Source organism: Micromonospora sp. NPDC093244, from assembly GCF_040683695.1.
Lineage (GTDB): Bacteria > Actinomycetota > Actinomycetes > Mycobacteriales > Micromonosporaceae > Micromonospora.
On the sequence record NZ_JBFBEO010000001.1, the window covers coordinates 1,585,798 to 1,601,063 of the forward strand.

Sequence of the window (15,266 nt, forward strand, 5' to 3'; positions counted from 1 at the left end):
GGTATATCGCGGGGCGAATAACGCAAAGCACTCTGGACGGGAGGTGAGGCGGGTGACCGCCGGGCTGCTGCTGGCCGCCGGCGCCGGACGGCGGTACGGCTGCCCGAAGGCCCTCGTGGAGTTCGACGGCGAGCCCCTGCTGCGGCGGGCCGTCCGGCTGTTGAGCGACGGCGGGTGCGTACCCGTGCACGTGGTGCTCGGCGCGGGCGCCGACGAGGTGCCCGACGTGCCCGGCGCGGTGCCGGTACGCCACGACGGCTGGGCAGAGGGCCTTGGCTCGTCGCTGCGCCGGGGCCTGGCCTCGCTGGGCGCGGACGTGCCGGCCGCGGTCGTGGCCCTGGTGGACCAGCCGCTGCTCAGTCCGGTCGCGGTGCGCCGGGTGCGCACGGCCCACGCCGGCGGAGCGGTCGTCGCGGTCGCCACCTACGCGGGCCGGCCGGGGCACCCGGTCCTGCTCGGTCGAGAGGCCTGGCCGCTGCTGGACCGGTACGCCGTCGGCGACCGGGGCGCCCGCGACCTGCTGCGCGACCATCCGGACCTGGTGGTCGAGGTGCCCTGCGACGACGTCGGCTCCCCGGTCGACGTGGACACACCGGCCGACCTGCTGCGGCTACGGGCCCTCAGTGACGGGTGAGCCAGCGGGGCAGCCCCTCGCTGGTCACGGCGTGATAGGTGATCATGATGATGACGGCGATCAGACCGAGCAGCGGGTTGACGAACCAGCCGAGCAGGCCGCCCAGCCCGTACAGCACCAGCCCGGTGATCGGTCGCAGGCGCTGCCGGCGCGCGAAGTCGGGGGTGATCCGGCGGTGCAGCAGCGCCGGGTGACGGTGCAGGTAGCTGAAGAACACCAGCCAGGGGGCCGACATCAGCGCGGCGCTCAGCGCGTACAGGGCCACGGCCGCGCGCTGGTCGTTGGTGTCGCCGTGGGTGAACGCCGACGCCAGCACCGCCGTGGGAAACGGAATGATCACCGCGCCGAAGAGGACGCCGAGGTTGATCCAGCTCAGCGTGAGGGTGGTGCCGCGGATCAGCCGCAGCAGGGCGTGGTGGTTGAGCCAGAGCACGCCGACGTAGACGAAGGACACCACGAAGGCCAGGTACGAGGCGCCCTCGCCGAGCAGGCCGTCCAGCAGCTCGCCCTCGTGGTACTCCGGCACCCGCAGATCGATGACCAGCAACGTGATGACGATGGCGAAGACGCCGTCGCTGAAGGCCGTCATCCGGTCGGTGCCGGACACCCTTGCTCCGGCGTCGGGCTGCTCGATCTCGTCGGGTGCTGCGGACATTGCCGCAGGCTAGCCACTGCGGACGGCGGTCGGCGGCGTTTCGTCCGATCCGGACGGGAGCGGCCGCCCGGGTCACCCCGGGCGGCCGGCCGGACGGCCCCCGTCTCACGCCACCGGCGCGGCCGTCCCGGTCGTCCCGGCGAGAGCCTGGTGGGCGCGGATCAGCTCGGCGTAGCGCAGACCGCTGGCCTTCACCGTCCGGCGCTGCGTGGCGTAGTCGACGTGCACCAGCCCGAAGCGCTTGTCGTAGCCGTACGCCCACTCGAAGTTGTCGAGCAGCGACCAGACGAAGTAACCGTCCAGCGGCACGCCCCTCGCCACCGCCGCCGCGCAGGCCGCCAGGTGCTGCTCCAGGTGGTCGGTGCGCTCCTTGTCCTCCACGGCGCCCTCGGCGGTGACCTCGTCCGGCCACGCCGAACCGCTCTCGGTGACGATGATCCGGCCCGGCCGGTACTCCTCGTGCACGTCGACGAGCAGCCGCTCCAGGCCCGCCGGGTACACCTCCCAGCCCATCGCGGTCTCCACCGAGCCGGGCACCGGCACCTGCTTCGCGAACGGCGCCGGACCTGTCGGATCGTCGACCACCAGCTGACGGAAGTAGTAGTTCACCCCGAGGAAGTCCGTCGGCGTGGCGATCACCGCCAGGTCGTCGCCGCGTACCGGCGGCTCGACCCCGTAGGTGGCGATCATGTCGGCGGGGTAGCCGCGCCCGTGGATCGGGTCCAGCCACCACCTGTTGACGTGCCCGTCTGCCCGCCGCGCCGCCGCGACGTCCTCGGGGCGGTCGGTGGCCGGCTCGATCGGGCTGAGGTTGAGCACCAGGCCCACCGAAGCCGGGCGGGCGGCGTTGGCACGGATCGCCTGGGTCGCCAGGCCGTGCCCGAGCAGCACGTGGTGCGAGGTGTGCACCGCGCGGGTCAGGTCCCGCTCGCCGGGGGCCATGTTGCCCTCCAGGTGCCCGATCCAGGACACGCAGAGCGGCTCGTTGACCGTGCACCAGTCGGCCACCCGGTCGCCGAGACGGTCGGCGACCACCGCCGCGTAGTCGGCGAACGCCTCGGCGGTTGCCCGCTCCGGCCAGCCACCCCGATCCTGGAGGATCTGTGGCAGGTCCCAGTGGTAGAGGGTGACGAACGGCCGGATCCCGTCGGTGAGCAGCGTGTCGACGAGCCGGTCGTAGAAGTCCAGCCCGGCGGCGTTGACCCGCCCGACGCCGTCGGGCATCACCCGGGGCCAGGCCACCGAGAACCGGTACGCGTCCACGCCGAGCCGGCGCAGCAGCGCCAGGTCCTCCGGCCACCTGTGGTAGTGGTCGCACGCCACCGCGCCGGTGTCGCCGTTGTCGACAGTGCCGGGGGTCGCCGAGAAGGTGTCCCAGATGGACGGCGACCGGCCGTCGACGTCGACGGCCCCCTCGATCTGGTACGCCGCGGTGGCCACCCCCCAGAGGAAGTCGGGTGGCAGGTTGGACAGGTCGGGCACGGGACGGTTCTCCTCTGGGGTTGGATGGCTCACTTGACCGCGCCGGCGGTGAGGCCGGCGACGAAGTACCGCTGAAGGGCCAGGAATCCGGCGACGACCGGGATGCTGACCACGAGCGAGGCGGCCATGATCTGGTTCCAGTAGACGTTGAACTGGGTGGAGTAGCCCTGCAGGCCGACGGCCAGGGTGCGGCTGCCCTCGTCGGTCATCACCGAGGCGAAGAGCACCTCACCCCAGGCGGTCATGAACGCGTACACGGTGACCGCGACGACGCCCGGCACGGCGGCCGGCAGGATGACCCGGAACAGGATGCGCAGCGGCCCGGCCCCGTCGACCTGCGCCGCCTCGTCCAGCCCCCGGGGGATCGAGTCGAAGTAGCCGACAAGCATCCAGATCGAGAACGGCAGCGAGAACGTCAGGTACGTGATGATCAGGCCGGTACGACTGGCGTACAGCTCGATGCCTGTCGCGTTGCCCAGGTTGACGTAGATGAGGAACAGCGGCAGCAGGAACAGGATGCCGGGGAACATCTGGGTGGACAGCACCGTCACCGAGAAGACCCCCCGACCCCGGAACCGGTACCGGCTGACCGCGAACGCGGCGAAGATGGCCACCGCCACCGAGCAGATCGCCGCGATGCTCGACACCACGAGGCTGTTCACCAGGTACCGGGCCAGCGGCACTGTGCTCCACATGTCGACGAACGGTTGCAGGGTGGGTCGACTGGGCCACCAGGTGAAGCCGTTCTGCACGTCCTGCAACGGTTTCGCAGCCGAGGTGACCATCACGTACAGCGGGATGACGACGAAGAGGGTGAGCAGGGTCAGCACGATGCGCCGGCCCCAGCGCTCACCGGCGGTCTCACGCATGGTCGTCCCTCCGACGGTTGGTGATCAGCAGGTACGCGGCCGAGACGACGAGCAGGAACAGCAGCAGTGCCACCGACATGGCCGAGCCGGAGCCGAAGTCCCAGGTCTTGAAGGAACTGCGGTAGATGTGGATGGAGATCAGGTCGGCCTGCTCCGGGGCGGAACCGCCGAACAGCACGAACGGCGTGTTGAAGTCGTTGAACGTCCACAGGAACAGCACCAGCAGCAGCACCAGGTTCACCGGCCGCAGCATCGGCAGGGTGACCGAGCGCAGCCGGCGCCAGAAACCGGCGCCGTCGATGGCGGCGGCCTCGTACAGCTCGCCCGGCACGTTCTGCAGGCCGGCCATCAGGCACAGGAACGCGAACGGCCAGTTGCGCCACACCGACACCACGAGCAGCGAGGCGAAGCTGTTGTCGCCGATCAGCCAGAACGGCCGTTCGTTGAGCAGGCCGAGCTGGTCCACGAGGACGTGGTTGACCAGGCCGGTGTCGCGTTGCAGCAGGAAGCTCCAGGTGATCACCGCGGCGTAGACCGGCAGCGCGTACGGGGTGAGGAACAGCGCCCGCAGCAGGGCCCGTCCCCGGAACGGTCGTTGCAGCACCACCGCCGCCGAGATGCCGAGAAGCCAGGCGAACCCGACCGACAGCAGGCTGTACGCCAGGGTGATCCAGAACGAGTGCAGCAGTTCCTTGCCGGCGGCGCTGTTGATGTCGAGCGTCGCCCGGTAGTTGTCCCACCCGACGAAGGGTGCGGTGGACCAGTCGCGGATGTGGAACTGGGTCAGCTCCAGCAGGCTCATCCAGACGCCGACCACCATCGGGATCACGTGGACGGCGAGTTCCAGCACGACGGCCGGTGCGAGCAGCAGGTACGGCAGGAGTGAGCGGCGCGGGCCGCGGGGCCGGCGGGCCGGCTCCCGGGCGGGTGTCCCGGCCCGGGGTTCGCGCCGGCCGGCGTCCGGCGCGGTGGTGCTGGTTGCCATCGGGGTCCTCTCGGAGGCGGTGGCCGTGGCCGGGCTCGACGCCCGACCACGGCCACCTGTGACGCCTGGGTCAGCGCATCTTCTGCTGCGCCTCGGTCAGCTTGGCCTTCACCGATGCCTCGGTGACCGGCTTGCCGCTGGCCGCGTCGGCGAACAGCTCCTTCATCGCGGTGCCGACCAGGGTCTCGAATGTGCTCTCCTCGGGCACCTGCGGCAGCGGCGCCGCGGTGGTGACCAGGGTCTCCTGGATGGTCTTCTGCTCCGGGGCGGTGAACGCCGGGTCGGAGCCCGCGGTCTTGACCGCCGGCAGCGAGCCGTACGTCTTGTTGAGGATCGTCTGCTCCTCGTCGCTGGTCATGAACTTCACGAAGCTCAGCGCGCCGTCCTTGTTCTTGGTGTGCTTGAAGACCGCCATGTTGATCCCGGCGACCATGCTGTTGACCTTCTTGCCGCCGGCCGGCGGGCTGGCCAGGAACGGCACCGGGGCCACCCCGTACGCGTCGGCGGGCATGTTCTGCGTCTTGAGGTTGGAGCCGGCGGACTGCCAGAGCAGCATGGCGGCCTTGCCGTTGGCGAAGTCGGAGACCGACTGGTTCTGCGCGTACTCGGCGTTGCTCGGGTTGGTGATCTTGTCTGCGGCCATGAAGTCGATGTAGCGCTTGATGGCCGAGACGTTCTGCGGCGTGTCGAAGGTCGGCTTGCCGGCCGAGTCGAACCACTCGCCGCCGTACTGCTGGCTGAAGGTGAAGGCGTGGTGGGCGTTCTCCGACGGGTTGGCCCCCTCGATCGCGAGGCCCCACTTGCCGCCGGTGGAGAGCTTCTTGCCGTACTCGGCGACCTGCTCCCAGGTGGTCGGCGGCGCGGTGATGCCCGCGTCGGCGAACATCTTCTTGTTGTAGTACAGGCTGTACGCCATGCTGTAAAGCGGCACGGCGGCCGGCGGCTCGCCGGGGGCGCCGGCGGCGGCGAGCGCTGCGGGGACGATCCGGTCCTTGCCGCCCACGGCCTGCAGGGTGGCGTCGTCGAACTCGACGAGCGCGCCGGTGGCCTGCAACGACGCCGACCAGGTGTTGCCGATGTTGACCACGTCCGGGCCCTTGCCGGAGGTGGCGGCGGCCAGCAGGCGGTTGAGCAGGTCCGACCAGGGGACCACCTCGACGGTGACCTTGATCCCGGTCTGCTTCTCGAACTTGTCCAGCTCCGGCTGGAGGATGGTCTTGTCCGCCTCCAGGCTGGCGCCCTGGTTGCTTGCCCAGTAGGTGAGCGTCTTGGGCGATGCGGCGGAGTCGTCGCCGGAGCCGCCGCAGGCGGTGAGCGATGCGGCTGCCAGTACGGCGGCGGTGAATATCCCGAGGTGTCGTCTCGACACGGTCTGCCCTTCCGGTGCGTGGTGGGGGTCCGCCGGCCTTCGTCACCGATAGGGGTGGGCGACGGGCGGCCGGCCGCGGACAGGGTTCGGGGGTGCGCCGTCGGGGTCCGTCGGCGTTTCCCGGGAGTTACATCACGGCTTAATTTATGTCGTCATTAAAGTTGCTGGTCGGTGGGTCGTCAAGCACGGGGCGGTTACAGTCGCCTCGAACGGCCGACGGGAACGAGGTGACGAGTGGAGCTGGCGCGTGCCACCAACCGCAGCGTGCGGCTGCGCAACAGGTCCGCCCTGCTGACCAGGCTCTTCCTCGACGGTCCGCTCACCCGCCAGGACCTGGTGCGCAGCACCGGGCTCAGCCAGCCGGCGGTGAGCAACGTGGTGGCCGACCTGATCGACGAGGGGTTGGTCGCCGAGGCGGGAGCCGCCGAGTCCGACGGTGGCCGGCCCAGCATGCTGCTGCGGATCGCGCCCCGCTTCGCGTTCGTGGTCGGCGTGGACGTCGGCGAGACCCGGGTCCGCGTCGAGCTGTTCGACTTCGCGATGACCCTGCTGGCCAGCATCGAGTACCCGCTCGACCCGGCGCGGACCGAGCCGGACGTCGTGGCCGGGCACGTGCTGGCCGGCATCGACGCGGTGACCGGGGAGGCCGGCGTGGCCCCTGCCGACGTGCTCGGCGTCGGCATCGGTGTCTCCGGTGTCGTCGAGCAGGGCGTCGAGGCTGTCGTGCACGCCCAGGCCCTCGGCTGGGACCGGGTGCCGCTGGAGCGCCTGATCAGCGCGGGCACCGACCTGCCGCTGCACATCGACAACGGCGCGAAGACCCTCGGTCAGGCCGAGATGTGGTTCGGCGCCGGGCGCGGTGCCCGGCACGCCGTCTTCGCGCTTGTCGGCTCCGGCGTTGGCGCGTCGGTGGTGACGAACGGCGCCACCTACCGGGGGGCGTCCAGCAGCGCGGGGGAGTGGGGACACACCACGCTGGTGTACGGCGGCCGGGCCTGCCGGTGCGGTGCCCGTGGCTGCCTGGAGGCGTACGTGGGCGCCGAGGCGATCATCGAGCGCTACCGGGAGGCGCGTCGGGGGCGAGCGGTGCCGGGCGAGGACGAGGAGTCCCAGCTCGCCGCCCTGGTGGCCGCCGCCGGCACCTCGGCCACCGCCCGGCGGGTGCTTGACGAGACAGCCGGCTACCTGGGCGCCGGGGTGGCCAACCTGATCAACCTGTTCAACCCGCAGCGGGTGGTGCTCGGTGGCTGGGCGGCGATGGCGCTGGGCGACCTGCTGCCGGCCGTGCGGGAGGCGGCCGGTCGGCAGGCGCTGCGCCAGCCGTACGAGCAGGCGTCGATCGAGCTGTGCCGGCTCGGCGTGGACGCGGTGGCGCTGGGGGCGGCGACCCTCCCGATCGCCCGCTTCCTCACCGAGGGTGGCGTCCGCCGCTGAGCGGGAGCGACCGCGCGGCCGGCCAGCAAATTACACAAAAAAGCATCCTCGGGATAAATAACAAAGTTATAGATCGATGTCTTGACGTCGTCGCAATCTCGCCGCAACACTCCTACGAAAGCGCTCTCCGACCCGCGACGCCGCATCGGCGGCACCACCCACGGCGCCACGGGGCGAGCCGATCCCACCCGCGCGGCACCCCCGTAACCCCTAGCGACAGGCGATGTCATGACATCTCGTGCTACATCCGTACGTCCGCGCCCCCAGCGTCCCGTCCGGCACCTGCTCGTCGGGCTCACCGTGGCACTGGTCGCGGCGCTCACGCCGACCGGCGGCACCACCCCGGCGCAGGCCGCCCCCACCCTGCTCTCCCAGGGCCGTCCCGCCACCGCCTCGTCCACCGAGAACGCCGGCACCCCGGCCGCCGCCGCGGTCGACGGCAACACCGGCACCCGCTGGGCCAGCGCCTTCAGCGACCCGCAGTGGCTCCAGGTCGACCTGGGCGCGCGGGCCACCATCAGCCAGGTCAACCTGCTCTGGGAGGGCGCCTACGGGCGGGCCTTCCAGCTCCAGACCTCCGACGACGGCGCCACCTGGACCACCATCTACTCGACCACCACCGGCGCCGGCGGCACGCAGAACCTCACAGTCACCGGCGCCGGCCGGTACGTGCGGATGTACGGCACCGCCCGGGGCACCGGCTACGGCTACTCGCTCTGGGAGTTCCAGGTGTACGGCGAGACCGGCGGTAGCACGCCCACCTGCGGCAGCACCAACGTCGCGCAGGGCAGCCCGGCCACCGCCTCGTCCACACAGGACGCGGGCCTCGCGGCGTCCGCCGCCGTCGACGGCAACCCGGGCACCCGCTGGGCCAGCGCCGCCAGCGACCCGCAGTGGCTGCGCGTCGACCTCGGCAGCACCCGCACCATCTGTCGGGTGACGCTCACCTGGGAGGCCGCGTACGCCCGGTCCTTCCAGCTCCAGACCTCGGCCGACGGGACCACCTGGACCACGATCTACTCGACCACCACCGGCACCGGCGGCACGCAGAACCTCACCGTCAGCGGCAGTGGCCGTTACCTGCGGATGTACGGCACCGCCCGGGGCACCACGTACGGCTACTCGCTGTGGGAGCTGGCGGTGAACACCACGGGCGGCACCACTGAGCCCCCGGTCGGCACCACCGACCCGTACAACCCGAACCTCGGGTCGAACACGTTCGTCTTCGACCCCAGCACGCCGACCTCGACCCTCCAGAGTCGACTGGACACCCTCTTCACCCAGCAGGAGACCAACCAGTTCGGCCCGCAGCGGTACGCCGTGCTGTTCAAGCCGGGCACCTACACGGCCGACGTCAACCTCGGCTTCTTCACCCAGGTCGCAGGCCTCGGCATGAGCCCCGACGACGTCAACCTCAACGGCCACGTCCGCACCGAGGCGTTCTGGATGGGCGGCAACGCCACCCAGAACTTCTGGCGGGCCGCCGAGAACCTCTCGGTCACCCTGCCCGCCGGGCAGACCGTGGAACGCTGGGCGGTGTCCCAGGCCGCCCCGTACCGGCGGATGCACCTGCGCGGCGCGCAGAACCAGATCCAGCTCTGGAACGGTGGGGACGGCTGGTCCAGTGGCGGTCTGCTGGCCGACACCCGTGTCGACGGCCTGGTCGTCTCCGGCTCGCAGCAGCAGTGGTACTCGCGCAACAGCGAGTTCGGCAACGGCTGGACCGGCTCGGTGTGGAACATGGTCTTCCAGGGCGTCGTCGGCGCTCCGGCGCCGAGCTTCCCCAACCCGTCGCACACAGTCATCGCGCAGACCCCGCAGGTCCGCGAGAAGCCGTTCCTGTACGTCGACGGCAGCGGTGAGTACCGCGTCTTCGTGCCGGCGCTGCGCACCAACTCCACGGGCACGAGCTGGTACAACAAGACCCCGGCCGGCTCGTCCATCTCGCTGTCGCAGTTCTACGTCGTCCAGCCCGGCACCAGCGCCGCCACCATCAACGCGGCCCTCGCCCAGGGACGGCACCTGCTCTTCACCCCGGGCGTGCACCACGTCACCGAGCCGATCCAGGTCAACCGGGCCGACACGGTCATCCTCGGCCTGGGCCTGGCCACCATCCAGGCCGACAACGGCAGCGTCGGGATGCGGGTGGCCGACGTGGACGGCGTCAAGGTCGCCGGGCTGATGTTCGAGGCCGGCACCACGAACTCGCCGGTGCTCATGGAGGTCGGGCCGTCCGGGTCGGCCGCGAGCCACGCCAGCAACCCGACGTCGCTGCACGACGTGTTCTTCCGCATCGGCGGACCCCACGTCGGCAAGGCCACCAACACGTTGACCGTCAACAGCGACAACGTGATCGGCGACCACATGTGGCTGTGGCGGGCCGACCACGCGGCCAGCGGCGTGCCCACCGGGTGGACGCTGAACACCGCCGACACCGGGCTCACCGTCAACGGCGACAACGTCACCATGTACGGCCTCTTCGTCGAGCACTACCAGAAGTACCAGACCATCTGGAACGGCAACGGCGGCCGGACGTACTTCTACCAGAACGAACTGCCGTACGACCCGCCCAACCAGGCGGCCTGGATGAACGGGTCGACCCGGGGGTACGCCGCGTACAAGGTTGCCGACTCGGTGACCAGCCACCAGGCGTTCGGACTGGGCAGCTACAGCTACTTCAACGTCAACCCCGCGGTGGTCGAGGAGCGGTCGTTCGAGGTGCCCGTCAACCCGAACGTGCGCTTCACGAACATGGTCACCGTCTCGCTCGGTGGCGTCGGCACCATCAACCGGGTGATCAACAACGCCGGTGGCACCGCGAACGCGGCCAACCAGACGGTGTACCTGACCACCTACCCCTGACCCGGGCGCCCGCGCCGACCCGATCGTCCCACGGACCGGGTCGGCGCGTGTCGCACCGAGGGCCGAGCCGGCCCGGTCCCGCCGAGACCGGGCCGGCCTCGGTCGTGCCGGTCACCGCGTCAGCACCTCGGACGCCGCCCGCTCACCGGCGCGCACCGCGCCCGACCACGACCACCCGGATGCCGTCGGCCACACCGGCTTCTACCCGCAACCGTGGCGGGTATGGCTGGCGGCCGCGGCACCGCCACCACCGGGCTGGGCCGGCCGCCGAGAATTTTCCACAGACGTGTCGATTCGGGCGGCGGCCGATCGTGTGGAGGATGAGAGGTCGGCGACGGGCCGGCCGCCCACGAGGAGGACCGATGACGTTGTACCTGCTCAGCCTTCACCAGCCGCAGGGCGAGCTGCCACCGGACCCGGAGTTCCTGGCCGGGGTGATGCGCCAGCTCGGCGAGCTGCGCGACGAGTTGGCGTCCACCGGGTCGTGGGTCTTCGGGCAGGGCCTGCACGGCCCGGAGACGGCCACCGTGCTGCGCCCCCGCGACGGCGAGGTCCTCATCACCGACGGGCCGTTCGTGGAGGGCAAGGAGTACCTGGGCGGCATCACCATCATCGACGTGCCGGACCTGGACGCCGCGCTGCACTGGGGTCGCCGCTACGCGCTGGCCACCACCCTGCCGATCGAGGTCCGCCCCTTCCAGGGTGGGGCCGGGAACTGACAGTGCCCGACGTGGATGCGGTGTTCCGCGCGGAGTACGGCCGCGCGGTCGCCGTCCTGGTGCGCCTCCTCGGCGACATCGACCTTGCCGAGGAGGCCGTCCAGGACGCCTTCACCGTGGCGGTGGCGCAGTGGCCGCGAACCGGCCCGCCGCCCAGCCCCGCCGGGTGGATCATCACCACGGCCCGGAACCGGGCCATCGACAGGCGGCGCCGGGAGGCGAACCGGGCCGACCGGCACACCCAGGCGGCACTGCTGTACGCCGCCGACCCACCCGGCGAGGAGGGACCGGTGCGCGACGACCGGCTACGTCTGATCTTCACCTGCTGCCATCCGGCGCTCGCCCCGACCGCCCGGGTCGCCCTCACCCTGCGCCTGCTCGGCGGCCTGAGCACCGCCGAGATCGCCCGCGCCTTCCTGGTGCCCGAGCCGACGATGGCGCAGCGGCTGGTCCGCGCCAAATCGAAGATCCGCAACGCGGGCATCCCGTACCGGGTGCCCCGCGACGCCGACCTGCCCGACCGGCTGCACGCCGTCCTCGCGGTGCTCTACCTGATCTTCAACGAGGGGCACACGGCCAGCGGCGGACGGCACCTGGTCCGCGCCGAGCTGTGCGCCGAGGCGATCCGTCTGGCCCGCCTGCTCGTCGAGCTGATGCCCGACGAGCCGGAGGCGCTCGGCCTGCTCGCGCTGATGCTGCTCACCGAATCCCGCCGTCCGGCGCGGACCACCGCCGAGGGCGACCTGGTGCCGCTACCCGAGCAGGACCGAGGCCTGTGGGACACCGCCCTGAGCACCGAGGGCCGGACGCTGGTACGCCGCTGCCTGCGTCGGGCCCGGCCCGGCCCGTACCAGATCCAGGCCGCGATCGCCGCCGTGCACAGCGTCGCCGAGCGCGCCGCCGACACCGACTGGGCGCAGATCCTCGCGCTGTACGACCAGCTCACGGTGGCTGCCCCCGGCCCGGTGGTGGCGCTGAACCGGGCCGTCGCGCTCGCCGAGGTGGCAGGCGTGGCGGTCGCGCTGGCCGAGGTGGACCGCCTCGACCTGGCCGGCTACCACGTGTACCACGCGGTCCGCGCCGACCTGCTGGCCCGGCTCGGCCGCAGCGGGGAGGCCGTCGAGGCGTACCGGACAGCTGCCGCCCGGACGGACAACGCGGCCGAACGGGCCTTCCTCACCGCTCGCGCGGCGGCCCTGGTGGGGGTCTGAGCGCGTTTGCCGCGCGGGCGGCCGGGAAACCGAGGCGCCGCCGCAGCAGTGGATGGGGGAGGGGACATGGCGTACCGCTCGACCGTCGTCGCCACCGTGCCGGACCTGTCCACCCTCACGCTCGGCGTCGAGGAGGAGTACCTGCTGATCGACCCGGACAGCGGCCGGAACCTGCCGGTGGCCGACCAGGTGCTCGCCGCACTGCGTGGGCCAGCCCGCGACCAGAGCCGCCAGGAGTTCCGGCACAGCATGGTGGAGATGGTCACCCCGGTCTGCGCCGACCTCACCGAACTGCGCGCGCACCTGGTGACGCTGCGCCGCTCCGCCGTCGAGGCCGCCCGGTCGGCCGGCGCGCGACTGGTGGCGGTGGGCGCCACCCCGCTGGCCGAGCCGCACCGGACGGTGCCCGACGAGCCGCGCTACCACGCGATGTCGCGCCGGTACGGGCCGGTGGCGCACGACCCGGCGGTCTGTGGCTGCCACGTGCACGTCGGGCTGCCCGACCGGGAGCTGGCCGTGCAGGTCTGCAACCACCTACGGGTGTGGCTGCCCGTGGTGCAGGCGATCACCACCAACTCGCCGCTGCACGACGGGTACGACACCGGTCACGCCAGCTGGCGGTCGATGCAGCTGGAACGCTGGCCCAGCATCGGACCGACGCCGTACTTCGACTCCGCCGCCGACTACGACCGCACCGTGAACGAGCTGATCGCCGCCGGCATCATGCTCGACGCCGCGATGGTCTACTGGTACGCCCGGCCGTCGTCGGCGTATCCGACGGTGGAGGTGCGCGTCGGCGACGTCTGCCCGGACGTGGACGACGCGGTGCTCGTCGCCGCGCTGGTCCGGTCCCTCGTCGCGACCCTCGCCGACGACGTACGCGCCGGCGTGACCGCCCCGCCCGTACGGGACTGTCTGGTCGCCGCGGCGCACTGGCGGGCCGCCCACGACGGCCTCGACGGCGACCTCATCGACCTGCGCGCCGGCGGCGCCCGGCCCGCCTGGGACCTGGTCGACGACCTGATGGCGATGATCGCGCCCGCCCTGCTGCGCCACGGCGACCTGGGGTACGTGCTGGCGCAACTGGCCCGGCTGCGGCGCGACGGCACCGGCGCGACCCGGCAGCGTCGGGTGCTGGAGCGCACCGGCGACCTGCGTGCCGTCATCGACGACCTCGCCGCCCGCACCGCCGCCGGCTGACCTTCCCGGCGCTCAGCGGATGTCGTGGGTCTGGAGCCACAGCTCCAGCAGACCCAGCTGCCACAACTTGTTGCTGCCTGCCGCCGCCTCGGCCCGGTCCGGCTCGGCGAGCAACCGCGCCACGTACTCGCTGCGGAACAGCCCGCGCTCGCGGGCCGCCGGTGCCTGCAACGCCTCGGCAACCAGCTCGCGGACGGGACCGTCCACGTTGCGCAGCGCCGGCACCGGGAAGTAGCCCTTCGGCCGGTCGATCACCTCGGCCGGCAGGACCTCCCGGGCGACCTCCTTGAGGACGCCCTTGCCGCCCTGGGCGACCTTGTGCTCCGGCGGGCAGTGCGCCGCGAGGGTCACCAGGTCCTGGTCGAGGAACGGGGTGCGCACCTCCAGGCCCCACGCCATGCTCATGCTGTCCACCCTCTTGACCGGGTCGTCGGGCAGCATCAGGTGGGTGTCCAGGCGCAGCACGGCGTCCAGCGCCGTCTGCGCCCCGGGCGCGGCGAGGTGTTCGGTGAGCAGGTCCCGGCTGGCGTCGTGCTCCAGCGCGTACGCCGGGCCGACGATGCGGCGCAGCTCGTCGTGGTCCCGGTCGAAGAACGCGGCGGCGAACGTCTCGGCGGCGCTGTGCCGGGGTGCCTCGACCAGCGGCTGGTGGTAGCCGTAGCCGGCGAACACCTCGTCGGCGCCCTGCCCCGACTGGGCCACCTTCACGTGCCGCGCCACCTGCTCGGACAGCAGGTGGAAGGCGACCACGTCGTGGCTGCCCATCGGCTCGGTCATCGCCAGCACGGCACGGCGTACGGCGGGCACCAGGTCGTCGTCGGCGAGCCGGATCCGGTGGTGGTCGGTGTCGTACGCGCGGGCCACCAGGTCGGAGTAGTGGAACTCGTCGCCGGACTCGTCGCCCCGGCTGTCGAAGCCGATGCTGAAGGTGCGCAGGTGCTCCTGGCCGGCCTCGGCGAGCAGTGCCACGATGAGGCTGGAGTCCAGCCCGCCGGAGAGCAGCACCCCCACCGGCACGTCGGCGACCAGCCGTCGGCGTACCGAGGTGCGCAGGGCCTCCCCGACGGCGTCCCGCCATTCGGCGGCGTCCATCCCCGCGTCGGCGGGCTCGCGGACGTAGTCGGGCCGCCAGTACACCTCCTCGCGGCTGCGCCCGTCCGCCTCGATCACCCGCAGGGTGGCCGGCGGCAGCTTGCGGACGCCGCGCAGCACTGTCCTCGGCGCGGGGACGATGGAGTGCCAGGACAGGTAGTGGTGCAGGGCTACCGGGTCGATGCCGGTGTCCACGTCGCCGGCACGCAGCAGCGCGGGCAGGGTGGAGGCGAATCGCAGCCGCCCGGGTGTCTCGGCGAGGTAGAGCGGTTTGATGCCGAGCCGGTCGCGGGCCAGGACGAGGCGCCGCCGGTTCCGGTCGACGAGGCCGATCGCGAACATGCCGACCAGGTGGTCGACGAACCGCTCACCCCAGTGCGCGTACGCCACCAGGATCACCTCGGTGTCGCTGGTGGATCCGAAGGTGTAGCCGGCGTTCTGGAGCTCCTCGCGCAGTTCCGGGTAGTTGTAGACACACCCGTTGAAGACCAGCGCCAGGCCCAGGTCGTCGCGGACCATGGGCTGCCCGCCCGCGTCGGACAGGTCGATGATGGTGAGCCGGCGGTGCCCGAGGGTCACCCAGCCGTCGGTGAACAGCCCCTCGTCGTCCGGGCCGCGCGAGCGCATCGCCTCGGTCATCCGGGTGACCGCCGCCGCGTCGGGTGGCCGGCCGTCGAACCGCGCCTCTCCGCTGATCCCGCACATCAGGTGGGGTGGTGGTGGTTCAGGGCAGACATGAGCGCCTCCTGTCGCG

At 71.8% G+C, this 15,266-nt stretch carries 12 protein-coding genes; 6 read left to right on the forward strand and 6 right to left on the reverse strand.

All coding sequences use genetic code 11. The features are described from left to right. The first annotated feature begins 52 nt into the window (after positions 1–52). Positions 53–634 carry a nucleotidyltransferase family protein gene (locus AB0N27_RS07000; protein ID WP_364364372.1) on the forward strand — a complete coding sequence of 194 codons (582 nt, stop codon included), beginning with the start codon at positions 53–55 and terminating at the stop codon, positions 632–634. Here AB0N27_RS07000 and AB0N27_RS07005 read toward each other — a convergent pair. The 5 genes from AB0N27_RS07005 to AB0N27_RS07025 form a co-directional block, all read right to left on the reverse strand. Further along, entirely contained in the window at positions 621–1,289 is a 669-nt protein-coding gene (locus AB0N27_RS07005) for a TMEM175 family protein (protein ID WP_364364375.1), read from the reverse strand. The genes AB0N27_RS07000 and AB0N27_RS07005 overlap by 14 nt on opposite strands. A gap of 105 nt (positions 1,290–1,394) precedes the next feature. Next, positions 1,395–2,771: a GH1 family beta-glucosidase gene (locus tag AB0N27_RS07010; RefSeq protein ID WP_364364378.1), complete on the reverse strand. Its 1,377-nt coding sequence runs from the start codon at positions 2,769–2,771 to the stop codon at positions 1,395–1,397. A 29-nt stretch (positions 2,772–2,800) separates the two neighbouring features. Then, positions 2,801–3,640, reverse strand: coding sequence for a carbohydrate ABC transporter permease (locus AB0N27_RS07015; protein ID WP_357981638.1), 840 nt, complete (start codon positions 3,638–3,640; stop codon positions 2,801–2,803). After that, on the reverse strand, positions 3,633–4,625 hold the full coding sequence (locus AB0N27_RS07020) for a sugar ABC transporter permease (RefSeq protein ID WP_364364382.1): 993 nt from the start codon (positions 4,623–4,625) through the stop codon (positions 3,633–3,635). The genes AB0N27_RS07015 and AB0N27_RS07020 overlap by 8 nt, the downstream gene beginning before the upstream one ends. A gap of 70 nt (positions 4,626–4,695) precedes the next feature. Then, on the reverse strand, positions 4,696–5,994 hold the full coding sequence (locus tag AB0N27_RS07025) for a sugar ABC transporter substrate-binding protein (protein WP_364364385.1): 1,299 nt from the start codon (positions 5,992–5,994) through the stop codon (positions 4,696–4,698). Between the two features lie 234 nt (positions 5,995–6,228). Here AB0N27_RS07025 and AB0N27_RS07030 point away from each other — a divergent pair, with 234 nt between their 5' ends. The 5 genes from AB0N27_RS07030 (at position 6,229) to AB0N27_RS07050 (ending at position 13,420) form a co-directional block, all read left to right on the forward strand. Further along, entirely contained in the window at positions 6,229–7,428 is a 1,200-nt protein-coding gene (locus AB0N27_RS07030) for an ROK family transcriptional regulator (protein ID WP_364364388.1), read from the forward strand. A 228-nt stretch (positions 7,429–7,656) separates the two neighbouring features. Further along, positions 7,657–10,290, forward strand: coding sequence for a discoidin domain-containing protein (locus AB0N27_RS07035; protein WP_364364391.1), 2,634 nt, complete (start codon positions 7,657–7,659; stop codon positions 10,288–10,290). Between the two features lie 362 nt (positions 10,291–10,652). Beyond that, positions 10,653–11,009, forward strand: coding sequence for a YciI family protein (locus AB0N27_RS07040; RefSeq protein ID WP_364364394.1), 357 nt, complete (start codon positions 10,653–10,655; stop codon positions 11,007–11,009). A gap of 2 nt (positions 11,010–11,011) precedes the next feature. Beyond that, complete coding sequence (locus AB0N27_RS07045) at positions 11,012–12,220, forward strand: RNA polymerase sigma factor (protein ID WP_364364397.1); 1,209 nt, start codon at positions 11,012–11,014, stop codon at positions 12,218–12,220. Between the two features lie 66 nt (positions 12,221–12,286). Then, the gene (locus tag AB0N27_RS07050) at positions 12,287–13,420 is read left to right on the forward strand and encodes a glutamate--cysteine ligase (protein ID WP_364364400.1); all 1,134 of its coding nucleotides are present in this window, start codon (positions 12,287–12,289) and stop codon (positions 13,418–13,420) included. 12 nt (positions 13,421–13,432) lie between these two features. Here AB0N27_RS07050 and AB0N27_RS07055 read toward each other — a convergent pair whose 3' ends face one another. Further along, entirely contained in the window at positions 13,433–15,217 is a 1,785-nt protein-coding gene (locus tag AB0N27_RS07055) for an N-acetylglutaminylglutamine amidotransferase (RefSeq protein WP_364364403.1), read from the reverse strand. Between the last annotated feature and the right edge of the window lie 49 nt (positions 15,218–15,266).